The sequence below is a fragment of the Candidatus Competibacteraceae bacterium genome, from assembly GCA_016713505.1.
Taxonomy (GTDB): domain Bacteria; phylum Pseudomonadota; class Gammaproteobacteria; order Competibacterales; family Competibacteraceae; genus Competibacter_A.
This window is the reverse complement of record JADJPA010000001.1, coordinates 1,618,548-1,643,937: the sequence shown is the minus strand read 5'-3', so window position 1 is coordinate 1,643,937 and position 25,390 is coordinate 1,618,548. Positions and strand designations below refer to the sequence as shown.

Genomic DNA, 25,390 nt, shown 5'->3' with positions numbered 1-25,390 from the left:
CACAGGCTGCGGGCCTAATACTCGAACCACAGTGAATACAATCTATATTGCCATTGAAAATAAATAGCGATCCAAATTTTATATATCTTTAATTTTAAGAAATATAGGATGCTTAATGTGAATGCGAATTGGTTTTCTAAGCTAAAGCTAGGGATTAAATTACAGATCACTTCTTTTTTAATTGCTATCGCACTGATTATATTTTTATTTTTTTATATCGATATTCAATCAAAAAGTCGGTTTCAAAACACCCAAATTAATGAAATCCAAAACGTAAGTTCCGCCGCCTCCGAATATTTGAAGGCAGTTTCTGGATTTCTTAATGAAGATAGTGATTCTAACGCTTTGGCAGGCGCTAGAAAAAAGTTCAAGGAAAACGTTGGCGCGACAGCGATTGAAGAACTCAACAACATCGAGACTAATATCTCCAAAGGTGAAAAACTCATCGAACGCAATAAGGAGTTGTTTGCCGAAGTCGAAAAATTAACAGAAGATTCGATAGCGACATCGAACAAATTCGTTAATGAAACATCCGCACGGTTGGCTGATTCAAATCAAGATCAGAATGTCACCACTCTTGAGCGAGTAGCCCTTTCAAGAGCTAATAATAACTCAAATTCTAACCATACTGTTCAAAAAAAATTTCTCGAAATCAAACTTGGTTATAAGGCTGATGGCGACCTGATCAAGCTTCTAGATCAAAGTATTAAAAATGCCGAAAAAAATATCGAGAACCTTAAAGGTACGCCCTTTGAAAAGCTTCCCGTTCACGCACGGGCAGCCAATCTAAAGATTAAAGAAATCGGAACTGAATTTATTAATAATATCGCTACTTTAGAGAAACTGCGGTCAGATACCGAGTCCATTCGTTCGGCTATTACAAACCGCCTACTACAACGGACTGGCGATAGCATTAAAAATGCTTTTTCCTCCATTAATTCCTCGTTGACTATTCAGCTTTTTAGCCTAGGGTTCTTGATTTTTTTGATTGTTTTAATTCAATCGAGATTGGCTCGCTCGATTGGTCGATCCATTATGAACCTCGCTAAACAGCTTGAAGAAATGGCAAAAGGTGATTTAGCGCGCGTTCAACAATTAAAGCTGATCACCAGCAAAGATGAAATCGGAACAGCAATTTTAGCGTTTGATCGTTTTGCTATTACGCTCCAAGGAATCATCACTTCCGTTCAAACGACGATGAATACCTTTAATGCCACTACTTCCGAGATCGCGCGCGGGAGCGCGGACCTGTCGCAGCGGACGGAAGAGCAGGCCAGTGCGTTGGAAGAGACGGCCTCCTCGATGGAAGAGCTGACCGGGACGGTGAAGCAAAGCGCGGAGAACGCCGGACAGGCGAACCAACTAGCGAGCGCGGCGCGCGCGCAAGCCGAGCAAGGGGGTCAGGTGGTGGAGCAGGCGGTGGCGGCGATGGGGGCGATCCACCAGAGCAGCAAAAAGATCGCCGACATCATCGGGGTGATCGACGAGATCGCCTTTCAAACCAACCTGCTGGCCTTGAACGCCGCAGTGGAAGCGGCCCGAGCCGGCGAGCAGGGTCGGGGCTTCGCGGTAGTGGCCGGCGAGGTCCGCAAGCTCGCCCAGCGCAGCGCCGACGCCGCCAAGGAGATCAAGGCCCTGATCACCGACAGCGTGACCAAGGTCGAGGACGGCGGGGCGCTGGTCGAGCGCTCCGGGAAGACCCTCCAAGAGATCGTCACCGCCATCAAGAAAGTCAGCGACATCGTGGCGGAAATGGCCGCCGCCAGCCGGGAACAAGCCTCCGGCATCGAACAGGTCAACAAAGCCATCCTCCAGATGGACCAGACCACCCAGCAAAACGCCGCCCTGGTCGAGCAGACCGCCGCCGCCAGCCACGCCATGGGCGAGCAGGCCCAGCAGCTCCAGCGCCTCATGGCTTTTTTTAAATTGGATCAGCAAGAGCAAATAAACAACTTAAAAGTAAATTCCAAACTCCATTCGACCCCAAATGTCAATCAGCATTATCCTGCTTTCGTCGAGCCCAATCTCAAAAGAGTTCATACAGCCTTAAATTAATAAGCAAAAATCCTTCAATTGATTTTTTAATCTTATTTATTAAATCAATTTTTTATTTATATATCGTTTAAAGGTGATATTGTGGGCACGGGAAGACAAGCTGCAAATAGCATTAGAAAACAAATTCTTTCTTCTTTTTTAATCATGTCTCTACTATTTTTAGTGGCAGGATTTTTATTTTTATCGGCAGCAACAAAATTTAAAGACCAATTATCTGCTGCTACCCCAATTCAAGAACAACTATTAAGAGCACAATCTATTATATGGCTTGATGAAGTTCTTACCCATTCAATTAAAAGCTACCTGTATTCAAAAGATGAAGCTTGGAAGAATAGGTATGAAGAGTATGGAGCAAAATTAGATGGAATAATTACTGAAGCACAGCAAAATGCAGACAACGATAAAATAAAAGTGCTTTTCGAAGAGCAAAAAGGCATTAATGATCAGCTTATCAAAATGGAAACCCAAGCATTCGATTTAATGAAGGAAAATCATGGCGATCAAGCCTTGACCTTAATCGAAGGAAAAGAATATACAGAGTGGAAAAAGAAGTACACTAAGACGATTAATGAATTTTTAAGAGAATCTGAGACAGGCGAGCATGCGTTTAGAAAAATTATCAATGATAATTTAAAAAAAGTTGTAAATATTTCCCAATACACTTTCGGTGCCACCATTTTAATTGGGATAGGGATTATTATTTTTGGATATGTTTTATCAAAATGGATAGCAGAAGCGATTAAAAAAGCAATTACTATTACGGGGTGTACCGCTCAGGGTGATTTAAAGTCTAATAATGCGAGTTCATCTTTATCCGAGATAAAGGAATTGTTTCAAGCTATTCAACTAATGAAAACTCGGTTAACAGAAATTGTGGTTAAGGTTCAGGCAACCGTTAAAACGGTGAGTGCGGCGACCGCTGAAATCGCCCGAGGCAGTTCGGACCTGTCGCAGCGCACGGAAGAGCAGGCCAGTGCGTTGGAAGAGACGGCCTCCTCGATGGAAGAGCTGACCGGGACGGTCAAGCAAAGCGCGGAGAACGCGGGGCAAGCCAACCGGCTAGCGAGCGCGGCGCGCGCGCAAGCCGAGCAAGGGGGTCAGGTGGTGGAGCAGGCGGTGGCGGCGATGGGGGCGATCCACCACAGCAGCAAAAAGATCGCCGACATCATCGGGGTGATCGACGAGATCGCCTTCCAGACCAACCTGCTGGCCTTGAACGCGGCGGTGGAAGCGGCCCGAGCCGGCGAGCAGGGCCGGGGCTTCGCGGTGGTGGCCGGCGAGGTCCGCAAGCTCGCCCAGCGCAGCGCCGACGCCGCCAAGGAGATCAAGGCCCTGATCACCGACAGCGTGACCAAGGTCGAGGACGGCGGGGCGCTGGTCGAGCGCTCCGGGAAAACCCTCCAAGAGATCGTCACCGCCATCAAGAAAGTCAGCGACATCGTGGCGGAAATGGCCGCCGCCAGCCGCGAGCAAGCCTCCGGCATCGAACAGGTCAACAAAGCCATCCTCCAGATGGACCAGACCACCCAGCAAAACGCCGCCCTGGTCGAGCAGACCGCCGCCGCCAGCCACGCCATGGGCGAGCAGGCCCAGCAGCTCCAACAGCTCATGGCCTTCTTCAAGCTCGACGGGCAGGCCGCAGCCAGCACACCCAACACAGCCAGTACAGCGGTGCTACCCCAAGTGGCGGTGGCAACCACTCCATCCGCCAAGGCGCGTCCCGAGTTACGGCCCGTGGCCGGTATTGGCTCCCGAGCGACCCCGGCCAGACCGGCCGCCGCCAAACCGCGCAGTGCCGCCCAGCCCGCTCCGGTCGATAAAAGAACCATCGCCGCCACATCCGAGGAATGGCAGCAATTTTAAGCTAGAGCCTTAACGAGTTAGCAGACATTTGAAAAACGAGTAACCCCGCAATTTGCTGCGGGGTTATCGATCAAATAGCCTCAAATTATTTTGAGGCTCGATAAAATCGCCTCACTTCAGAAGCTGGTAATAAATTTAAACAAGAATTTATTGCCTTTAAACCGATTTTCGGCGGTCGTTTCAGAACTCCAACTGCCGATAAAGCTCATGTGATTGTAATCGTATTTAATGACCGGTCCTAAGGCAAACACTTTTCCACGATTTCCATCTGGATCAACAGTTTTTCCATTCATCTTATCGTCAGTCGTCTGCTGGAGATAATAACCTCCTAAACCTGCCGCCCACGGACCAAAATGCTGGCCGATTAAATAATCAATGTGAAGCTCATCTCCAGACTGGTAATTAATCGATAAGTAAACCTCCGGCTTCGCCGGGGGTGATTTAATTAAGTTGGCATCTTAAAATCCCGGTAAAATTTTGTTCGGGTACTGATTAAATCTCGACCAGCGTGCCCAGCTCGACCACGCGGTTGGTGGGAATACGGAAGAAATCGCTGGCGCTCTGCGCGTTGCGCAGCATCGAGATGAAGTACAGTTCGCGCCATAACATCATCGGTGGCGCCAGCTTGGGAACGACCACCTCCCGGCTGAGGAAAAACGAGGTTTTTTCAATGTCGAACACCAGCCCCTTCTCGGCGCACAGATCCAACGCCCTGGGAATATCGGGCTGTTCCATAAAGCCGTACCGCACGAACACCCGGTAAAAGCTTTCACCGAGGTCGGTAATTTCAATCCGCTCCGAGTCAGTAACAGCGGGCACTTCGGCGGTCAGAACGGTGACGAAGATGCTGCGGGCGTGCAGGACCTCATTGTGTTTGATGTTGTGCAGCAACGCCGACGGCGCACCCTCGGGCCGGCTGGTGAGATACACGGCGGTGCCGCTGATTTGCTGTAACGACCGGTCTTCGAGGGAGCGGATGAATTGATCGAGAGGCATGGTTAAATTGCCCATCTCCTTGAACAATAGCTGCCGGCCCCGCCGCCACGTCGTCAGCGTGGTGAAGGACGCTAACGCAATCACGATCGGGAACCAACCGCCTTGCAACAACTTGATGGCGTTGGCGGAGAAGAAGGCGACATCGATCAACAACAGCGCGGCCAGCAGAGGCGCGGCCAGCCAGGGATTCCAGCGCCAAGCTAGGAACACCACGAACGAGACCAAAATGGTGTCGATCATCATGGTGCCGGTCACCGCGATGCCGTAAGCCGCCGCCAGGTTGCTCGAGGATTGAAAACCGAACACCAGCGCCATCACCGCGATATAGAGCGTCCAATTGGTGAAGGGAACGTAGATTTGCCCGACCTCCATGTGGGAGGTATGGATGATGCGCATCCGGGGCAGGTAACCGAGTTGCACCGCCTGCCGGGCTACCGAAAACGCGCCCGAGATCACCGCCTGCGAGGCGATCACCGTCGCCGCCGTGGCCAGCGCCAACATCGGGAGCAAGGCCCAGCCAGGCGCTAGCAGGTAAAAGGGGTTTTCAATGGCTTCGGGATCGTTGAGCAGCAAAGCGCCTTGGCCATAGTAATTCAAGACCAGCGCTGGCAGTACAAAGCCGAACCAGGCGGCGCGGATCGGGAATTTACCAAAATGCCCCATGTCGGTGTACAACGCCTCGCCGCCGGTCACCGCCAGAACGATGGCGCCAAGCGCGAGAAAGCTTTCCCAGGGATGACGCGCCAGAAACTCGACGGCATGGATGGGGTTGAGCGCCGCCAACACGGCTGGCGCGTGCCAGATACCAAGCAAGCCGAGCAGGCCCAGCACGCCAAACCAGGCGCACATGACGGGACCAAAAAATCGGCCGACGACGCCCGTGCCATGCTTCTGGATCGAGAACAGACCCGTTAGGACAATGGCCGTGATCGGCAGGATATAGTCCTTGAGGCCCGGCGCGACCACATTCAGGCCCTCGACCGCACTGAGCACCGAGATGGCCGGCGTAATCATGCTGTCACCGTAAAACAGGGCGGCGGCGAAGATACCGAGCATGGTGACAAACCAGGTGGCTGGCGAGTTCTTGGTCAACTCGGTGACGCGGGCCAACAACGCTAAGCTGCCGCCTTCGCCCCGGTTGTCCGCGCGCATGATGATGGCGACATATTTCAACGTCACCAGCGCCATGATGGTCCAAAAGATCAGCGACAAGACGCCGAGAATGCTCTCTGGCGTGACAGGGATGGGATGGTGCCCGGCGAAAGTTTCCTTAAGTGCGTACAGCGGGCTAGTGCCAATATCCCCAAACACAACACCAATGGCGCCGATGATCAGTGCCGATGAACGGCTTTTGTTTTCATGCGCGGACATCGTGCTTGTCCTCTCGGTTTATTGTTATTCGAATGCCGACCGGTCCCGCATCCATCGCCGGAGCGGACGATGATGCGGTGCATCATAAGATGCGACCGGGGCGAAATCAATAAAACCGATCTTTTATGGACAAGTACTTAACGGCTTAGCGCGAGAGATGCGGTCCACTCATGCCGGTTGCGCGGCAATGGCGTGTCCGACAGGCGGGTTCACGATGGCGCTGCGCATCGGCACGATTTGTCCGTGCTCCGGGCATTGGGCGTGAAGTTGATCAGGCTGTGCTATGACCGGTCGTTTGCAATGCGGGCACACAGTGTGAGTTGGGCGTGAGTTCGTCATGGCTCAAATTCCTCTGTGAAAGGTTCTCTCCATAGAAATTAGTTTTATTCATACCCCGTTTGTTCCCGCATTGCAACAAAAAATGTTGCCGCGCAACATCAGTGGCTAACAGGATACTGTGCTGAATCAAATAAGTGGTTTGAGCAAGCGCTTAGCGATGTCGTGCTTGACGGTTTGGCGCGGCGGCTGATGTGGCTCGCATGGAAGATTGAGAGGGGAGGTTGGCTGGGTGAGAACGCAGGCATTTCGGACAACCCTTTGCGCCGCTTCTTTGATAGTCGGTTTCCAGGGCTTCGCGCACTAGGGCTTGATGAACGCATAGCGCTTCGGTCAAGCCGTCATACAGCAGATCGAACAACCGTTCCAAAGCGAATTGATGCGTTTGCCCGGTAGTTGCGAACAGCCGATCGCTCAGCGCCATAAAGCGCCCAAACGGGTCGTCACCCAGCAAGAGCGCCCGGGTGTGGCGGAACCGTCCCGAGTTGCCGATCAAATCCCAATAGCGGGCAAATCGCTCCAGCCGTCGCAGGGTGGCAAAATCCAGCAGCGCCGAACACAGCAGGTTATAAGGGGGATGTGGGTTATAGCGGCAACCGAAATCGCCGGTATGCCGGTCGATAGGCGCGCCGCGCAGCCGTTTGAGAATGCCAACCTGGATTTCATGAGGGTCGAGCGCAACCAAGCGGTTGAAGCCGGCGGCAAAGCTGGCCAGGTCCTCGCCCGGTAGGCCGACGATCAAGTCGGCGTGCAAATGCGCCTGAGTGTACTGGCGCAGCCAGCGCAAGTTGGTCTCGGTTCGGGCGTTGTCCTGCTGGCGGCCGATCATCGCCTGCACGATGGGATTGAAGGTTTGCACCCCGATTTCAAATTGCAAGGCGCCGGGCGGAAAGCGGGTGATCCGCTCCTTGAGGGTGTCCGGCAAATGGTCCGGGATCAGCTCGAAATGCAGGAACAACTTTTCATCCAGCCGTTCCAGAAAGAAATCCAGAATCCGCGCGCCGGTTTTGGCGTTGAGGTTGAAGGTGCGATCCACGAATTTGAAATGCCGGACACCCCGTTCGTAAAGCTGTTGCATTTCGTTGAGAAAAGCAGCTAGCGGAAACGGCCAAGCGGTTTTGTCCAGCGCCGACAGACAAAACTCGCATTTGAAAGGGCAGCCGCGCGAGGCTTCGACGTAGATCAGCCGGCGGCTGATATCCTCCTCAGTGTAAAAACGGTACGGCGGGATCAGCCGTTCCAGCAACGGCGGTTCAGCGCCGATCACCTTCGCGGCGGGTGGCTCGCCAGCTAGCACGCGCTGGCACAATCGACCGAAGGCGAGGTCGGCCGGACCGGCAATCAGGTAGTCGGCAAGGTCGAAGATCGGCTGTTCGGTCCATTCATAACTGACTTCGGGTCCGCCCACTACGATCACAAGCTCCGGCCGCACCCGTTTGAGCAGAGCGACGGTTTGCGTGGTTTCGGCGACGTTCCAGAGATAAACCCCAAAGCCGACGATGCGCGGTGATTCGGCCAATAGCGCCTCGGCGATATCCAGCGGACGCTGATTGATGATGAATTCCCGAATGGCGGTATCCGCTTGCAACGCTCCCATGTTGGCCAACAGATAACGCAACCCCAGAGAGGAATGGAAATAGCGGGCGTTCAGGGTTGAAAGCAGAATGGACGGCATGAGTGATCGGAAAGAATAATGGAGCGCGGATCATAAACCCGCACTCTATCTATAATAAAAGCGTGATGACTTGGGTTGCCGCACCGGCGTAAAAAGTCGTATTCAAACAACCGGTAGCGGCATACTGGGCCAGCGCGGCCTCGGGGTCCACTCGGCAAGCCCGTCCGCCCGCTTCGTTGTAAGCAGCGGTTGCCGGGACCAGTCGGCCCGGTTGCGAGTTGCGAAGTTGCTTGTTGGCCATGTCGGTGACTCCTTGGCCCAGAGAAGCGGGCACAGCGACTTGAGATGAGTGTTCCTTGGCGCGAAAATTCTGGCGTCAACGCCATCGTCCTCTGTTGGGCGTTTGCTAGCTTACCAACCGACAATGGTGGGTCGCTTGAAGACGATGAATGCGATGCTGAAAAGCGGCTCAGGATACCTCAAATTCATAGTCCACCGCAGGAGCTTATCCATCTCATGGGCGAATCCCTTGCTGAAATGCGTCATGACTACGCTTTGAGCGCCTTGAACAAAGCCGATGCTGATCCAGATCCTATCAAGCAGTTCCAATGCTGGCTGCAAGCAGCGGTCGATGCGCGATTGCCCGAACCGAACGCCATGACCCTGGCTACCGCCGACCGAACCGGCCGGCCCTACGCACGGGTGCTGTTGCTGAAGGAATGTGGCGCCGGAGGGTTCGTATTCTTTACGAACTATCGCAGCGACAAGGGCCAGCAATTGGCTCAAAACCCGCGAGCTGCCTTGGTCTTTCTCTGGTTGGAACTGGAGCGGCAGGTACGGGTCGAGGGCACGGTCGATAAGCTGTCGTCAGAAGAATCTGAAGCCTACTTTCGCAGCCGCCCCCGTGAAAGCCGCTTGGGGTCGCTGGCGTCGCGGCAGAGTCAGGTAGTGGCCAACCGCCGAGTGCTGGATGAGCGTTTCCAACAATTGGCCGCCCAATACCCAGACGACAATATCCCCATGCCCGCGCACTGGGGCGGCTATCGGTTGCAGCCCGTAATGCTGGAATTTTGGCAAGGCCGCCACGGCCGGCTGCATGATCGGCTACGCTATCGGCTGCGAGAGGGGAGGCAGTGGTTGCTGGAGCGGCTAGAACCCTGAGCGCGGCACCATTTTTTTGTGACCACGCGCGGAAAAGCCAAGAAAATGACGCGCCGCACCAAGATTTCGCCAATTATCCATTGCTACTATTTTCGGGACGAGAAGAGTGTTTTTCGATAACAATAAAGCGACGCAATGACGGTGGGACGAGGAGCCGCCATGAAAAAGTTGCGGGATTAAATGTAATTGCTATAATGCGTTCGGCGTGCGGGCCGAGCGCATTTTAAAACCAACAAACGGTTCGGCCCAAAGCGCGGCTCTCGATCAGGGTAATGTGGTTACAGCCCACACGATCCAATCAATTGAAAGGGGGTCCCAATTCGGCTGAAAACCACTAAAGGAGAGCTGTGCAGACCAGCAAACGCGCTAAAAATGCTTGATGCACAGCGCAAGCTTAGAATTTGAGATTAGGCGATCCCCCTAATCCTGCTGTAGTTCAAAGACCGCCCCTCGTAGGTCGGTCTTTTTGTTTTTAGGGGCCACCCGACCCGGCGGTGCTAAGTGCCGCGCCATCGCGTCGGAGTTGTGGCGTCCTATGCGGTCACACCGTGGCTGCCTTACGCTCGCTCAGGTAATTTTCACACCCTTTCAGGGTGGACAGTTTCGGATAATCAAAATCGAAAATGGTCACATTCAACTCTTTTTCCAGACCCATCATCAGTCGCAGGAAGTCGATGGAGTCCAGTTCGAGTTGATCGTGAAAGCTGATGTCAGGCTTGATCGCTTTGGTATCGGCATTTGGGATGACATCGCTAAGCACGCGAAAGATCGTTTCGCGGATCGGCTCTTGGCTTTTGGCATTCATTGCTCATTTCCTTGTTGCTGAAAGCAGTTAACAGTAAGCTCAAATCTTGAATTTATAAGATCTTCTTTATGTTGCGTCGCAGCATATTCTGGCATTTCCCGCTTGGAAAAGCAAGTTGGGTCGGCTGCAATTCCTTGAGCTTTCTGCTGTAATGATATGCAATAGTCTTGCCGATATTTATCAAGTTAAGGTCTCGACTTCAATTTTCCTCGGTGCCGCCGCTTTCCAGAGTCGACAGATCGCCCTCGGGCAAGCCCAGTTCCCGAGCGCGCAACAGCCGGCGCATGATCTTGCCGCTGCGGGTTTTAGGCAGATCGGCCATGAATTCCAGTTCGCGCGGGGCCACTGTCGGCCCCAATCGAATCCGGGCGAAGCCGATCAGTTCCTTGCGCAGCGCATCGCTAGGGGCATGATCGGGTTTGAGCGCCACGAACGCCTTGATGATTTCGCCGGCGACCGCATCTGGTTTGCCGATCATGCCGGCTTCGGCGACCGCCGGATGCTCCAACAAAGCGCTTTCCACCTCAAAGGGACCGATCAGATGGCCGGCGGTTTTGATCACATCATCGGACCGCCCGAGGAACCAGAAATAGCCCTCGGCGTCTCGGGTGGCTAAATCGCCGCTCAGATACCAGCCGTCCGCGAAACAAGCTTGATAGCGGTCTTCATCGTTCAAGTAGCCGCGAAACAGCGAAGGCCAGCCGGCCCGCAGCGCCAGTTCGCCTTCTTCGCCTGGCCCCAACCGGTCCACGCCGCCATCGAGGCGTCGCCGGACGATGGCCGCCTCAATGCCCGGCAGCGGCCGGCCCATGGAACCCGGCCGCACGTTCTGACTGCGATAGTTGGCGATCATGATGGCGCCGGTTTCCGTCTGCCACCAGGTGTCGTGAAACGGTTGGCCCAAAACCGCCTGCCCCCAGAGCACGCCTTCGGGATTCAGCGGTTCGCCGACGCTGGCCGCGAACCGTAGCGCGCTGAGATCGTGTCCCCGCACGGCTTCGACGCCGGCTTTCATCAACATGCGAATGGCGGTCGGGGCGGTATACCAGACGTTGACCCGTTCCCGTTCCAGAATGCCGTACCAGCGGCGGGCGTCGAATTCCGCCTCATCCACCACCAGCGTCGCGCCGTTGGCCAGCGGCGCGATGATGCCGTAAGAAACCCCGGTGACCCAGCCTGGATCGGCGGTACACCAGTAGACATCGCCGGGGCGCAGGTCGAGCGCCAGCCGTCCGGTCAGGCGATGGGCGACGATGGCGTCATGGACGTGGATTGCGCCTTTAGGCGCGCCGGTCGTACCGCTGGTAAAGTGCAGCAGCGCCCTATCCTCCGGCAAGGTGCGGGGCGGGGGGCGCTGCTCCGCCTCCACCGCCAACAGCGCCTGAAGCGAATCCGCTCCGGCTTCGTTTCCGATCCCATCGGTCAGCAATACCCGCTCCAGCGCAGGCAAATCGCCGCGCAGCGCCCGCACCTTGCGCTCGTACAATGCGGCAGTGGTGACCAACACCCGCGCCTGGCTTTTGCGCAAACGCACGCGAATCGGATCGGGGCCAAACGCGGAAAACAACGGGCAGAACACCGCGCCGGCTTTCAAGGTTCCCAGCGCGGTGACGAAAAGCTCTGGAATGCGTCCGGCCAGCGCGCAAATCCGGTCGCCCTTGCAAACGCCCAGTCGGTCCAGGAGGTTGGCGAAGCGATTGCTCAGGCGGCTGAGTTCGGCGTAGCTGATGGTTTGGCGCTCGCCGTTTTTGCCTAGCCAGATCAACGCGGTCGCATCGCCTCGACCCACCTGGACCTGGCGATCCACCGCCTCCCAGGCGATGTTCAAACCGCCGTCGGGCAAGCCGGCCAGTTCGGCGCGCGCCGCCGCCCAGGAAAAATCGGCGCGGGCTGGCGCATAGTCGGCGAGCTGTGGCTTGGGTTCGCCCGATTCTATCAGTTTGCCAATCGTCGTCCCGATCATGCGGACTCCAGTATTTTTTAATGAAAGGAAAGCGGTCGAAATTGTAAAGAAAAATCATAAAAACAGCGTGGGCATTAGCAAGGTCGATCCGTTGCTGTCTGAATCGCGTTACCATAATCAAGCCCCATCCGATTTTCCGACCTGCTTTAGCGATGACCAGCGCTGAGACGCCCTCATGACCATTCGTAATCTTGAATATTTGTTCAAGCCTCGCTCCATTGCGGTCGTCGGCCGCAGCCAGCAAGCGGGTAGTTTCGATGCCGCCGTGCAATTCAACCTGATCGAGGGTGGTTTCAAGGGTCCGGTGATGCCGGTGAACCCCGACCGTCAATCGGTTTCCGGCGTGCTGGCCTATCAGAACATCGCCAGCCTGCCGGTCGTGCCGGAACTGGCTATTCTGACCACTCCGCTGGCGGAAGCGCCAGGCCTGATCGGCGAATTGGGTCAGCGTGGAACCAAGGCCGTGTTGCTGCTGACGCGAGAAGCCCTGCAAACCCATCGCGATGCTCAGGCGGCGCGGCTTGAGCAAGCAACGCCGGACCAATCTCCAGACGGAAGCGACACCCTGAAGCAAAAGATTCTAGAAGCCGCCAAACCTTATCTGCTGCGCGTCATCGGGCCGGATCACCTCGGTTACGCGGTGCCGTCGGCCAGCGTCAACGCCAGCCTCAATCCCACCCGTCCATTGGCGGGGGGGCTGGCGCTGCTGTGCCAATCGACGGCGATCATGCGCAGTGTGATCGACTGGGCCGCCAGTCGGAACATCGGTTTCTCCCATGCGATCTCGCTCGGGATGCGCTGGGATGTGGATTTGGGCGATCTGCTCGATTATCTGCTGCGGGATAACAATACGCGGGCCATTTTGATCTACATGGAATATACCCGCAACCGCCGGAAGTTCGTATCGGCCGCCCGCGCCGCCGCCCGGGTCAAGCCGGTCATCGTGCTCAAGCCCCGCGATTTTCGAACCGGCGCGCTGGAAGACGCCGTGTATGACGCCGTGTTTCAGCGCGCCGGCATTCTGCGGGTCAACAATATCGAGCAACTGTTCGGCGCCGCCGAAACGCTGGCCACCGCCAAGCCGGTTTACAACAACCGGCTGGCCATCCTCAGCAATAGCTACAGTCTCGCGCTGCTGACCAGCGACAGCTTGCTGCGGCACAACGGCCGGCTGGCCGAACTCAGCGAGGCTGCGCGGACGCGGCTGGCGGAGGATTGCCGCCCCGGTTATCCCATCGAAAATCCGATCGATCTGGGCGACTTGGCCAGCCCCGAGCAATATGGCAAGGCGCTGGATTTGTTGCTGCGAGAACCGGGAACCGATGGCGTGCTGGTGATTCATGCGCCGACCTCGGACGAACGGTCGCTACAGAATGCCAAGGTGGTGATCGAGCGCGCCAAGAGCCGGCGTTTGATCATGGCCTGCTGGGTCGGAGAATCGATTGCCGAGCCGGCGCGCAATCTGTTCAAGGAGGTTCATCTGCCCAGTTATGAGGCGCCCGGTGAGGCGGTGGAAGCGTTCCTGCGCTTGGCCGAGCACCGGCACAATCAAGAATTGCTGATGGAAACGCCGCCCTCGATTCCTGAGGAATTCACCCCCGATACCGAAACCGCGCGCCGCATCATCCAAATCGCCTTGACCGCCGGCCGCCGTCGCTTGAATGCCTATGAAACCAGCCAGATCCTGAGCGCTTACGAAATTCCGGTCGCACCGCTGCATTTTGCCTCCACGCCCGAGGCGGCCACCGACTTGGTCGCGGAGATCGACGGACCGGTGGCGCTCAAAATTCTCTCGCCTGATATCGCGCATAAATCCGATGTCGGCGGCGTGGCCTTCAATCTCAAAAACCCGCTCGAAGTGCTGTTGGCCGCCACCGAGATGCTGAAACGAGTGCGGGATCTAGCGCCCGAGGCGGTCATCGATGGGTTTGCGGTGCAACCGATGCAATCCCGGCACGGCGTTTACGAGCTGATGGTCGGGATCCGCACCGGCCGTCGCTTTGGACCCGTCATCTTCTTCGGTCACGGCGGTACCGAAGCCGGCGTGATCGACGACATCGCCTATGCCTTGCCGCCGTTGAACATGCACTTGGCGCGCGATCTGATGTCCCGAACCCGCCTGTATCGCCGCCTCAGCACCAATCGCGGGCGGCCGGTCGATATGAGCGCCGTGGCGCTGACCTTGATCAAGGTCTCGCAAATGGTGATCGATCTGGCGGAAGTCGTCGAAATGGAGATCAATCCGATCTGGGCCGATGCCCGCGGCGTGCTGACGCTGGACGCCAACATCCTGATCGAAGCGTCAGCGCCGCCGGCGATCCAACGACTGGCGATTTCGCCGTATCCGAAGCAACTGGAACGGGTTTACGCCCTGCCCGACGGTCGCTCTTTTCTGATTCGACCGATCTTACCTGAAGACGAGCCAGAGCTTCAGAGTTTGGTCAAACGCATGCCCGCCGAAGATGTTCGGATGCGTTTTTTTCAGCCGATCCGCGAGTTGCCGCACGAGATGGCGGCGCGGTTGACCCAACTCGATTACGAGCGGGAAATGGCCTTTATCGTCACCGAACCCAACAGCTTGCCGGGTAAGGGCAAGATTTGGGGCGCGGTGCGCTGCAATGCGGATCCGAACCTGGAGAAGGCCGAATACGCCATCCTCGTCGATCGCGCCATGATCGGAATGGGTTTGGGACCGATGCTGATGCGCTATATCATCGATTATGCTAAAAAAATGGGGATCAAGGAGCTGTACGGTGAAGTGTTGCGCGAGAATGAAGCCATGCTGAGGCTCAACCGCGCGCTGAACTTCAAGTTCCAAACCTCGCCGGACGATCCGGGGATCATTCATGTGATTTTGCCTTTGGCCTGAAAGACGGATCTCGGTAGGACGGAATCGTTGTCAGGCATTTGAGCCGAGTGAGAAACTTTTGCGGAATAAAACCCTCACAGCGGTAGCCGGCGTGAGGTGATCCTGCCGTTTCGGTCGCCGTGTTAACCTCAACTTCAGGAGTCTTGTGGATGGGTTCGTTTGACGCCCGGGGCGCTAAAGGAACGCTGTGACCTCAGCGGCGGGAAAACTGACCGGCCTGGTTCTGGCCGGCGGGCGCGCCGAACGGATGGGAGGCCGCGATAAGGGGTTGCTGGCGCTGGCCGGCGAGCCGCTCGTCGCGCACGTCGTACGCGGCCTGCGACCGCAAGTGGCTGAAGTGCTGATCAGCGCCAACCGTAATGTCGAAAACTACCGGCAGTTGGGGTGCCGGGTGATCGAGGACGAGCCACGCGAGCGGTATCAGGGTCCGCTGGCGGGCATCTTGGCGGCGCTGCGGGTGGTCGAAACGCCTTATTTGCTGACCGCGCCCTGTGATTCGCCTTTTTTGCCGCCGGATTACGCCCGCCGGATGCAGGAGGCGCTGGACCGCGAGCGCGCTTCAGCCGCGGTGGCCTGTTACGAGGGTTTTCGGCAGCCAGTGTTTGCGTTGCTGCCAGTCGGATTGCGGGACGATCTCAGCGCTTATCTGGCGTCGGGCGAGCGTAACGCCGGCCGCTGGTTGCGACGGCACCGGTCGGTGGCGGTGGAATTTTTCGAGGCATCCCTACCGTTTTTTCAGAATATCAACACGCCAGCGGATTTAGCTCGGCTGGCATCGACTGGGTTACCGGCGGATCAACCCGCTGGACAGGGGGTAAAAGATGGCTGACTCCCACGACGCTCGCGCCGTCGCCCGGCAGCATACCGCCCGGCTGTTGAAGATGTTGCGGGGCTACGGCCCGCCCGCCGCCGTCCCGCCCGCCGAATCCGAACCGACGGCGCTACCCGGCAAACCGGCCGCTGTCACCGAGGTTCCCGCCGCCTACAGCCGACGGCCTGATCGGACGCCGCCACGGCTGCCCTTGGATGTGGTTCGGTCCGATGCGGGAGCCGATTGCACCGAGCAGCGGGAACCGGGCGTCAGCCGCGCCGCGCCCGAGCTTGCTCGTGACGGCCGTGAATCCCTACCCGCGGCCCGCGAGCGTTCTGCGTTCGCGCCCATCGCCACCGTCGGCGAAAGCTTGGCCCGCCAGCGCGGCGCGTTGGGAGAATTGATCGCCAAGGCCCAGCAACGGGTTCGTTTGGATCGGATGTTTCTTGCTTACCTGCCGCCGCATCTGCACGATCATGCGGTATTGGTGCGTTTGGATGCGGAAAGTTGGGTCGTGCATACCGACTCAGCCAGTTGGGCGACCCGGTTGCGCTACGCGCTACACAACATGCGGGAAGCGTTGGGCCAACATCTCGGGATCGCGCTGCCCAAGCCGCAGATCCGGGTTGTACCCGCCGTTTTACCGCCGCCCCCGAGACCCCGGCTGAAGCTGACCAAGCGCAATGCCAAGCTGTTGGAAGTGGCCGCCCGCGATCTGGCGGACGACCGGCTGAGCGCCGCCTTGCGCCGGCTGGCGGCGCACGCTAGCAAGCCGCCCTCGGAACCCATCGAGAACCAGCCGCCGCTACGTTGAAGCGTCGGGCGGCCAGTGGTTTTTCACGCGAAGGCGCCATGTTTCATACCCATCACAGCAACCAGCTGGAAGTTCTGGCCGACCGCCTGACGGATTTGCTACGCGAGCCTTTGCCCTCGCCGCTGGCGCGCGAGATCGTGGTGGTGCAAAGCAACGGCATGGCCCGCTGGTTGGCGCTGCGCTTGGCCGACGGGTTGGGCGTTTGCGCCAATGTGGGTTGGCGGTTTCCGGCCACGTTTTTATGGGATATGAGCCGGGTGGTTTTACAGCATTTACCGGCTACCTCGACCTTCGATAAGCCGGTGCTGGTCTGGCGGACGATGGCGCTGTTGCGGGATTTAGAGCCGACCGCGTGTTTCGAGCCGCTGCGGGCTTGGCTCGGCGACCGCTCCGACGCTTTCCGCCGTTACGAGCTCGCCCGGCAGATCGCCGATAGCTTCGATCAATATCTGGTCTACCGACCCGATTGGATCAGGAAATGGGAAGCCGGCGAAGGCGAGCACTGGCAAGCCGAACTGTGGCGACGGCTGGCGCGGAGCGGCGACGCGCATCGGGTGCGGGTGCAACAACAGGTCCGCGCGGCGCTGGACCGCGGCGATTTCGACCGTCGTCGCTTGCCGCGGCGGGTCGCCATCATCGGCGTCGCGGCGCTGCCGCCCGCCTATCTCGATCTCCTGGAAGCGCTGGCGCGCTATGTGGAGATTCACTGGTTCCTGCTCAATCCCTGTCAAGAATATTGGGGCGATATCCAAGCCGAACGCGATCTGGCGCGGCTGGGTGAGGAGATCGACCCGGATGAGGCCTATCTGACGGTCGGCAATCCGTTGTTGGCCTCGCTGGGCAAGCAGGGCCGGGATTTTCTCGATTTGCTGCTGGTTTGCCCGCAGGCGGCCTGGGAAGGGTTTGTCGAACCCGCCGGCAACGACCTGTTGCAGTGCTTGCAGGGGGATATCCTGCATCTGCGCGAACGGGGCGGGGACGACTGCCCGCCGCTGGCGTTGCGGTCGGAGGACCGTTCGCTCCAGGTTCACAGTTGCCACAGCCCCATGCGTGAGGTCGAGGTGCTGCACGATCAGTTGCTGGCGCTGTTCGAGCGCTGGCCGGATTTGCGGCCTTCCGATGTCATCGTGATGGCGCCGGACATCGCCGTTTACGGGCCGTTGTTCGAAGCGGTGTTCGACAGCGCGCCGCGCGAGCGCCGGATTCCCTGCGGCGTCGCCGATCAGGGCGCGCGGGCCGAGAATCCATTGGTCGACGTATTTTTCGAGTTACTGGATTTGGGCGGCGGCCGGTTCGATGCCGCTCAAGTATTGAGCCTGCTGGAGCCGCCGGCGCTACGGCGGCGCTTCGATATCTCGGAGGACGACCTGGAGCGCATCCGGCGCTGGGTGCAAGGAGCCGGCATCCGCTGGGGCATCGCCGCCGATACTAAAAAAACCTGGGGCTTGCCCGGTACCGCCGAGCACACTTGGCGGGCAGGTCTGGATCGATTGATGCTGGGCTATGCGCTGCCGGGCGGCGGGCGGGATTTATATGGCGATATTTTGCCCTACGACGAGGTGGAAGGCAGCGACGCGCAAGCGTTGGGCTGCTTGCAAAGCTTCACCGAGGCCTTGTTCGGCTTGGACGACCGCTTGCGCGAGACGCGGTCCTGGGCGGAGTGGGCCGCCACGCTCGTTGCCGTGCTGGCGGATTTTTTCGAGCCGCGCGAACGTGAGGAAAACGAACTGCAACTGCTCCGTGACACGCTGGAGAGCCTGCGGGCCAATGCCGAACTGGCCGGTTTCGCCGAACCGGTCAACCTGGCGGTGGTGAAATCGGCGTTGCGGCTTCAGTTGAACGGCATTGAGGGGCAATCGAGCCGATTTCTGAGCGGGGGTGTGACCTGTTGCGCGATGGTGCCAATGCGCAGCATCCCGTTTGCGGTGGTCTGTCTGATCGGGATGAACGATGACGCTTATCCGCGGCCCCGGCGCTCGGTCGGTTTCGATCTGATGGCGACTCGCTTCCGGCGCGGCGACCGCTCGCGCCGGCAGGACGACCGTTATTTGTTTCTAGAAACCTTACTGTCGGCCCGCCGTTGTTTGTACCTGAGCTATGTCGGTCAAAATATCCGGGATAACTCGGTCTTGCCGCCCTCGGTGTTGGTCAGCGAGCTATTGGATGGGGTGGACCGGGGGTTTTATCGAGCGGAGGGCGGACGAGCCAGCGAGCTGTTGCTCACCCGCCACCCGCTGCAAGCGTTCAGCCGGCGTTATTTCACCGGCGATGAGCGTTTGTTCAGCTATGCGCGGGAGTGGATCGAAGCCAGCCGTCAGGCCGGTCGGGGAGAACGCCAGGCGACGCCGCTGTTGACGGTCGAGTTGCCGGAACCAGAACCGGTCTTGCGGACGGTGACGCTGGCCCATCTGGCGCGCTTTTTCAAGAATCCCGCGCGGTGGTTGTTGCGGGAGCGCTTGGGCATCCAGCCGGAAAAAGGCGAGGACGCCTTGGCGATTCGCGAGCCGTTCGTGCTCGATGGCTTGGAAAGCTATCAACTGGTCGGCCAAATGCTGGCGCTGCATCAGGAAGGTCGGCCGGCGGCGGAGATTGCCAAAGTCGTGCGAGCGAGCGGGGCCTTGCCGCACGGGCGGGTCGGCGACTGCGTGTTCGCCGACGCCCAGGAGCGGGTGGTCCGGTTTGCCGGTCGGTTGGGTCGGGCCTTGCCGCGCCGGGGAGCGGAGTGGCTGAATGTCGATTTGACGCTCGGCGAATTTCGGCTGGTCGATCGCCTGACCGGACTGACGCCGGGAGGGTGGGTGGGCTATCGCCTGGCCAATATGAAAGCCGGCGATTATTTGAATTTGTGGCTGCATCATCTGGCGTTGAATGCCGCTGCGCCGGCTGGGATGCCGCTGCAAAGCCATTGGGTGGCGGAGGATAAGGATTTGGTGTTGCCGCCGTTGACGGACCCGAAAATTCAACTCCAGTCGCTATTGGAGCTTTATTGGCGGGGTTCGCGGCGCTTGGTGCATTTTTTTCCGAAAAGCGCCTTGGCCTATTTGGAGCGCTTTCGCAAAGAGCGGGCGGCGGATAAGGCGTTATGGGCCGCGCGCCGGGTATGGGAAGGTGATGAGTATGCGAAAGTCCGGCCGGAACGGGACGATACCTATTATCAGTTGGCGTTCCGGAATACCGACCCGCTGGATGAGGAGTTTGTCGAACTAGCGACGGCGGTTTTTGAGCCGTTGTTCGGGTGTGCCGACCAAGAGGCCGGAGAAAGCACGGGTGAAGCGAGAGGAAGTAGCGCCACCGCCGATCGGGTTCCGTCCGCACCATCGGAGCGGTGACGCTACATAAATCGGGCTAACCCGCGCTCCATGCTCAACCGATAACAAGCTGGTAAACGATAAGATCGACACTCGTTCCAGCCGCAACGGTGGTGCCCGCTGCTGGGTTTTGTCTGGCGACTTGGCCATCCAAACGGGAGCTGGTGGTGCCTTGATAGGTGATCGAACCGACGGTTAGACCGGCCCCGGCGAGCACGGTGGAGGCATTTTGTTGTGATAAACCAACCACATTGGGGACCGTGACCGGCGGTGGTCCCGACGATACGACCAAATTCACCGCTGAGCCGCGCGCGACGGCAGCGCCGGCCGCTGGATTCTGGCTGATGACGGTGCCGGCGGGGACGGTGGAGCTGGTCTGCGGGGTGACGTTGCCGACGGTCAGGCCGGCGTTGCTCAGAGCGGTGGCGGCGGCGCTTTGAGTTTGGCCGACCACATTGGGAACCGTGACCGGCGCGGGTCCCGACGATACGACCAAACTCACCGCCGATCCGGGCGCGACGGCAGCGCCGGCCGCCGGATTCTGGCTGATGACGGTGCCGGCGGGGACGGTGGAGCTGGTCTGCGGGGTGACGTTGCCGACGGTCAGGCCGGCGTTGCTCAGAGCGGTGGCGGCGGCGCTTTGAGTTTGGCCGACCACATTGGGAACCGTGACCGGCGCGGGTCCCGACGATACGACCAAACTCACCGCCGATCCGGGCGCGACGGCAGCGCCGGCCGCCGGATTCTGGCTGATGACGGTGCCGATGGGTACGGTGGCGCTGACTTGTTGGGTCACGCTGCCGACGGTCAGGCCGGCGTTAGTCAGGGCGGCGGTGGCGGCGCTTTGAGCCTGCCCGACCACGTTCGGAACAATGCTTGGAGCCGGACCTAGGGACCTTACCAAATCGACTCTCGTGCCGGGCGCGACGAGAGTGCCAGCCGCCGGGTTTTGGCTGATGACGTTGCCGATGGGTACGGTGGCGCTGCTTTGTTCGGTAATGTGTCCGGCCGTCAAACCGGCATTGCCGATCTCGGCGGCGGCGGCGCTCGAATTCAGGCCCACCACATCAGGAACAGGGATCGTAGTGGAGCCTGAATCAGGCGGAATTGATCGGGCCGGAGCGGCGGTGACGCGTAGCACGGCCGCCGCCGGGAACAAGCAACCCGCGCTGTCGCCCGACCTTGTACAGGGTGCTTGAATCACGTCCTGAACGAGCTGCAAGGACTGTTGGAATTTAAAGTCGAGCGCGGCATCGGCGGGCGTTGCCTGGGTGCTAGGGTTGTTGGCGAGCGCCAAAAAATCAGTGACCAGAGGGGATTGGCAACCGGTTGCGGCCACCACGTCGCCTGCCCCGACGGTGGCCGCCGCCGTGCGAATCGTGCATAACAGCTCTCCCGCCGCGATGCCGCCCGAGCCGAACAGCCTGACCAGCAGCGCGTTCAAGGAGAAGCGCACGGAATCGATAAGGGAGGCGTCGGTTTCAGCGGCGTTGGCGGTAGCCTCTGTCAAGCTTGAAGACAACTGGGCTGATGCGGTGGACGCACCTGCCGTCGCTTGCTTCAATTGGTTGACCAGTTGTTGCAAGTTTTGCAAAAGGCTACTGTTGATCGGGGTGGTGACCGGTTCGCTCCGGGTCTGACCGTTGCTGTCGAAAAACTGCACGACGACCGAGTTGGCGGTGTACTGATCCAAGCGGGCCTCCACACCGGAGGAATCCTGGTAAACGCGGGGTAAGCCATCCGCGCCCAGCGTCAGGTCCGCCCAGGTTTGCGCGTTGGTGTCCGCCCAGGTGACGCCGCCGACATCGGTCGGCTGGCCTTGGGGGTTTTTACTGGTATGCACGCCGAGGGTATTGGATAAGTTGGAGCCGACCCCCAAGACAGCGAATTTGTTCAGGATATCGGTGACGGCGGAGACAACGGCGATTTTGGGGGGAGCGGCGGTGGAGTTGGCGATCACGAAATTTTGATCGGCTTCGGACCACTCGACGGTCGTGGCCGGTTCGGTTGCTCCACCAGCGTGAGCGGCCGCCGCGCCCGTACCCGGAAAGCCGAGCAGGCGGACCGTGTTCAACAAACCGGTCAGGAAGTCACCGCCCAGCGTGGTGACGGCGAAATTGACGTTGGCGAACTCGACGCCATCGGCGAACGCCCGAATGTTGTGGACCCCCTGCCCGGTGCTATTCCAGTTATGGGTCAAGCCGAAACCGGTGTCGGCGCGACCGCACGCGCCGGTCGTATCGGGCCGGTCGGTGCCGTGAGCGGTCACCTGGAGCGGTCCGCCGTCGATGCTCACCTCCACGCGGCTCGTCGCGCAGACCCAACCTCGGATCAAGCCGATGCCGCTTTCGGAAGAGCCTTGGGAGGGCGATTCCAGCAGCGCCCGCGCTGATGAGGGCGGATTGCTCACCGGCGGGACCGTTATCGGGCTGGTGAAAACGAAATTTTGGTGGGGTTCCGACCAAGCGATTTTTGCCGAGCTTCCCGCAGCGGGAAAATCCGGCACCGTGTAGCTGCCCTGCAAGCCAGTTCGGAATTCCCCGCCCAGCGTGGCGACCGTGAAATTGACGTTGGCGAATTCCACGCCATTCGCGAGCGCCCGCAGGTTGTGGAGACCTTCCCCGATGCGGTTCCAGTTATAGATCAACCCAAACCCGGTATCGGTGCGACCGCACACGGTCGCCGTGTCGGGTCGGTTGGTGCCGGAGGCGGTAGCCTGGAGCGGCCCGCCATCGACGCTGACCTCCACCCGCCCGGCCTCGCACGACCAACCGCGGATCAAGCCCACTCCGCTGCGGAAAAAAGCGTGCGGTGAGGGAGATTCCAAGTAAGCCAACGGCGCCGCGCGCGCGGCGAGGCTGGACAGCGTTAGGGTGAGACACCCGAAAATCGTGAGGATAAGCACTGCCGGACGATTAAAACTCTGCCTTGCCGTCATGGTGACCACTCCCAAACCCATTCCGCCATTGATGTCAAAAAACACGCTTGCAACTGTTCGGCCAAGTCGTATCCGCCAGAAAAACGAAGACTGGGCGGTCAGCGATCGGCCTTTCGGGCCGACCCATCGCGGTCGGCCCGTTTCAAAATGAGCCGCGGCCTGCCAAAGTGGCCGGGGTTCGACCAGCTTGGCCCCGGTAACGGTGGCCGCTGCCCGAGCGGTCCACGGAGCGCGATGCCGGCTAAATCTCCATCATGCCGACGGGCCCCGCAACCTTCGCGACCCCTCGTTGTTCTGTGATGACGTCAGCCAACACGGCCATGCCGCGCTCCAGTTGTTCGGGCGTGGCGTGGCTGAAATTGAGTCGCATGTAAGCGCCGTGGCGCGGGTCGGGGTTGGCGAAAAACGCCTCGCCCGGCATGAACGCGACCTTGCGTTCCAACGCCCGGACCAGCAGGGCGCGGGTATCGCCACCGCCTTTCAAGCGCACCCAGAAAAACAGCCCGCCGTGAGGCTGGGTCCAGTCGGCCAGATCGCCCAGGTGATGGGCCAGCGCCGCCTGCATGGCGTCGCGGCGCTCCCGATAAAAGTTCCGCAGCCGCTCCAGATGCGCGGGGTAGTCGCGGGAATACAGGAAGCGGGCGCACCACCATTGACCGATGCGATTGGTGTGCAGGTCGGTGGATTGCTTGAGTCGCACCAGATAGGGATGCACGTTCTCGGAAGCGGCGATATAACCGACCCGCAAGCCGGGAATGCCGGTCTTGGAAAAGGTCCCCATGTACATCCAGGTATCGTTCTCGACCAACCGGGCGCAAAGTGGGGTGCGCTCGACCGGCTCGTAGACCAGCTCCCGATAGGGTTCGTCTTCCAGCAAGGGCGTACCGCTCTCGCGCAGAACCTCGGCGACCGCCGCGCGGGTCGCTTCGTCGTAGCAAACGCCGGCCGGATTCTGGAACGTCGGGATGAGATACACCAACGCCGGTCGCTGGCGCCGGATGACGTGGCGCAACTGGTCGGGATCGATGCCGTGAGCCGCCAGCGGCAGTTCTTCGAAACGGGCGCCGAACAGCCGAAACGATTGCAACGCCGCCAGATAGCTCGGCGCTTCCACGGCCACCGGCGTGCCGGGGTCGATGTAGAGCTTGGAGGCGAGGTCGATGCCTTGTTGCGAACCGGTGGTGACCAACACCTGCTCCGGCCGACAGCGCAGCCCCAACCCGACCAACTGTTCGGCGATGGCGGCGCGCAGCTCCGGCTCGCCGTCGGTGGTGCCGTACTGACTCAAGTCGGGCGGTAGTTCGACCAAATCCAGCGGCGGCATGGCGGCGCGGGCCGGCAAGCCGCCGGCAAAGGAAATGATGTCGGGTTTCTGGGTCAGGGCGAGCAGTTCTCGGATCAGGGAACTGGTCAGGCGGTCGATGCGTTCGGAGAACATGCGCTGGTTTCCGTGAAATTCAATGTTTGGGTTGCGGTTTGAAGCTCGGCCACTCTTCCTGACGCGGCATCTGCAAGTGCCAGCCGCGTTCCTGAAGGTTGCGCAGGACGTCCGCCGTATCCTCTTGCGCCAGCTTGCGTTCTGGAGACAGCTCCAAGTCCATGACGTAAATCGGTTCGCCCAGCAATTTCAGCAGGTTTTCGGGAACCTTGGAGAAATCGTCCTTGGCGGCCATGTAAAGGTAAGTGTCCTGTTTCTTGCGGCTTTTATAAATCGCGCACAGCATGAGCGTCTCCAGGCGAAGGTTCGAGGCCGACAGGGTATAATGTAACGCTGACCGCAACCAACAGAGTAGTGTGTTATGACCAGTATCAACGATCTATTGCAAGGCTTTCATCGCTTTCGCCGCAAAAACTTCGAGCCGAACCGGGATCTGTTCAACCAACTGGCGATGAAAGGGCAAACGCCTCGCACTCTACTGATCGGTTGCAGCGATTCCCGCGTCGATCCGGCGATCCTCACCGACTCCGCGCCGGGCGATCTGTTCGTGATCCGCAACGTCGCCAACTTGATCCCGCCGTGCGAGACGGGCGGTCGCTACCACGGCACCAGCGCCGCGGTGGAGTATGCCGTTTGCAACCTGGAGGTCGATAACATCATCGTGCTCGGTCATTCGCGCTGCGGCGGCATTAACGCCTTGCTGGAAGGTTACGGGGAAAACGATGAGGGCGAGGGTTATATCGCGCCTTGGGTGCGAATCGCCGCGCCCGCCCGCGACGAGGTGCTGCGGCGCTGGCCGGACGCCAGCCGCGAATTCAAGCAGCGGGCCTGCGAGCGGGCCTGCGTGCGGATTTCGCTGACGAATTTGCTGACGTTCCCATTTATTCGCCAGCGGGTCGAGAGCAAGTCTCTAAGCCTGTACGGTTGGTATTACGATCTGGAAAACGGTGAGTTGATGCAATACGACCCGGACAAAGATCGGTTTTACGATATATATTTTGGCCCGGTGCCGGAGCATGTCTAGAGCGGGCCACGCTCTGTTAAATC

The 25,390-nt window shown here is 58.9% G+C and carries 17 protein-coding genes; 8 read left to right on the top strand and 9 right to left on the bottom strand.

Translation table 11 applies throughout. The features are described 5' to 3' along the window. The first annotated feature begins 108 nt into the window (after window positions 1-108). Together IPK09_07465 and IPK09_07460 are read left to right on the top strand one after the other, a co-directional pair. The gene (locus IPK09_07465) at window positions 109-2,055 is read left to right on the top strand and encodes a HAMP domain-containing protein (protein MBK7983453.1); all 1,947 of its coding nucleotides are present in this window, start codon (window positions 109-111) and stop codon (window positions 2,053-2,055) included. 144 nt (window positions 2,056-2,199) lie between these two features. Further along, window positions 2,200-3,918 (top strand): methyl-accepting chemotaxis protein, encoded by a 1,719-nt coding sequence (locus tag IPK09_07460; protein ID MBK7983452.1) that lies wholly within the window; start codon window positions 2,200-2,202, stop codon window positions 3,916-3,918. Between the two features lie 116 nt (window positions 3,919-4,034). Here the strand turns inward: IPK09_07460 and IPK09_07455 are convergent, their stop codons facing one another. The 4 genes from IPK09_07455 to IPK09_07440 form a co-directional block, all read right to left on the bottom strand. Beyond that, on the bottom strand, window positions 4,035-4,364 hold the full coding sequence (locus tag IPK09_07455; GenBank protein ID MBK7983451.1) for a transporter: 330 nt from the start codon (window positions 4,362-4,364) through the stop codon (window positions 4,035-4,037). A 46-nt stretch (window positions 4,365-4,410) separates the two neighbouring features. Further along, on the bottom strand, window positions 4,411-6,285 hold the full coding sequence (locus IPK09_07450; protein ID MBK7983450.1) for a potassium transporter Kup: 1,875 nt from the start codon (window positions 6,283-6,285) through the stop codon (window positions 4,411-4,413). 490 nt (window positions 6,286-6,775) lie between these two features. After that, entirely contained in the window at window positions 6,776-8,296 is a 1,521-nt protein-coding gene (locus IPK09_07445) for a DUF4080 domain-containing protein (GenBank protein MBK7983449.1), read from the bottom strand. Between the two features lie 49 nt (window positions 8,297-8,345). Then, window positions 8,346-8,537 carry a hypothetical protein gene (locus IPK09_07440; GenBank protein ID MBK7983448.1) on the bottom strand — a complete coding sequence of 64 codons (192 nt, stop codon included), beginning with the start codon at window positions 8,535-8,537 and terminating at the stop codon, window positions 8,346-8,348. Between the two features lie 215 nt (window positions 8,538-8,752). Between IPK09_07440 and pdxH the strand changes: the two genes are divergently transcribed. Then, window positions 8,753-9,397 carry a pyridoxamine 5'-phosphate oxidase gene (gene pdxH, locus IPK09_07435; protein MBK7983447.1) on the top strand — a complete coding sequence of 215 codons (645 nt, stop codon included), beginning with the start codon at window positions 8,753-8,755 and terminating at the stop codon, window positions 9,395-9,397. Window positions 9,398-9,938: 541 nt separating this feature from the next. Here the strand turns inward: pdxH and IPK09_07430 are convergent. Both IPK09_07430 and acsA read right to left on the bottom strand, forming a co-directional pair. Continuing rightward, complete coding sequence (locus IPK09_07430; GenBank protein MBK7983446.1) at window positions 9,939-10,202, bottom strand: acyl carrier protein; 264 nt, start codon at window positions 10,200-10,202, stop codon at window positions 9,939-9,941. Between the two features lie 199 nt (window positions 10,203-10,401). Further along, window positions 10,402-12,165 (bottom strand): acetate--CoA ligase, encoded by a 1,764-nt coding sequence (gene acsA, locus IPK09_07425; GenBank protein ID MBK7983445.1) that lies wholly within the window; start codon window positions 12,163-12,165, stop codon window positions 10,402-10,404. A 175-nt stretch (window positions 12,166-12,340) separates the two neighbouring features. Between acsA and IPK09_07420 the strand changes: the two genes are divergently transcribed. The 4 genes from IPK09_07420 (at window position 12,341) to recC (ending at window position 19,988) form a co-directional block, all read left to right on the top strand. Further along, a complete protein-coding gene (locus tag IPK09_07420) occupies window positions 12,341-15,034 on the top strand; it encodes a bifunctional acetate--CoA ligase family protein/GNAT family N-acetyltransferase (protein MBK7983444.1) in 2,694 nt (897 codons plus the stop codon). Between the two features lie 187 nt (window positions 15,035-15,221). Continuing rightward, on the top strand, window positions 15,222-15,863 hold the full coding sequence (mobA, locus tag IPK09_07415) for a molybdenum cofactor guanylyltransferase (GenBank protein ID MBK7983443.1): 642 nt from the start codon (window positions 15,222-15,224) through the stop codon (window positions 15,861-15,863). Continuing rightward, window positions 15,856-16,659 carry a DUF721 domain-containing protein gene (locus tag IPK09_07410; protein ID MBK7983442.1) on the top strand — a complete coding sequence of 268 codons (804 nt, stop codon included), beginning with the start codon at window positions 15,856-15,858 and terminating at the stop codon, window positions 16,657-16,659. Before mobA ends, IPK09_07410 begins: the two co-directional genes overlap by 8 nt. A gap of 38 nt (window positions 16,660-16,697) precedes the next feature. Further along, complete coding sequence (gene recC, locus IPK09_07405; GenBank protein MBK7983441.1) at window positions 16,698-19,988, top strand: exodeoxyribonuclease V subunit gamma; 3,291 nt, start codon at window positions 16,698-16,700, stop codon at window positions 19,986-19,988. Window positions 19,989-20,022: 34 nt separating this feature from the next. Here recC and IPK09_07400 read toward each other — a convergent pair whose 3' ends face one another. The 3 genes from IPK09_07400 to IPK09_07390 all read right to left on the bottom strand — a co-directional run bounded on the left by IPK09_07400 (window position 20,023) and on the right by IPK09_07390 (window position 24,629). Then, complete coding sequence (locus IPK09_07400; protein ID MBK7983440.1) at window positions 20,023-22,749, bottom strand: PASTA domain-containing protein; 2,727 nt, start codon at window positions 22,747-22,749, stop codon at window positions 20,023-20,025. Between the two features lie 397 nt (window positions 22,750-23,146). Further along, window positions 23,147-24,343 (bottom strand): PLP-dependent aminotransferase family protein, encoded by a 1,197-nt coding sequence (locus tag IPK09_07395; protein ID MBK7983439.1) that lies wholly within the window; start codon window positions 24,341-24,343, stop codon window positions 23,147-23,149. Between the two features lie 19 nt (window positions 24,344-24,362). Continuing rightward, on the bottom strand, window positions 24,363-24,629 hold the full coding sequence (locus IPK09_07390; GenBank protein ID MBK7983438.1) for a YcgL domain-containing protein: 267 nt from the start codon (window positions 24,627-24,629) through the stop codon (window positions 24,363-24,365). Window positions 24,630-24,704: 75 nt separating this feature from the next. On the opposite strand from IPK09_07390, the gene IPK09_07385 reads away from it, so the two are divergent. Further along, the gene (locus IPK09_07385; protein MBK7983437.1) at window positions 24,705-25,367 is read left to right on the top strand and encodes a carbonic anhydrase; all 663 of its coding nucleotides are present in this window, start codon (window positions 24,705-24,707) and stop codon (window positions 25,365-25,367) included. Window positions 25,368-25,390 lie beyond the last annotated feature (23 nt).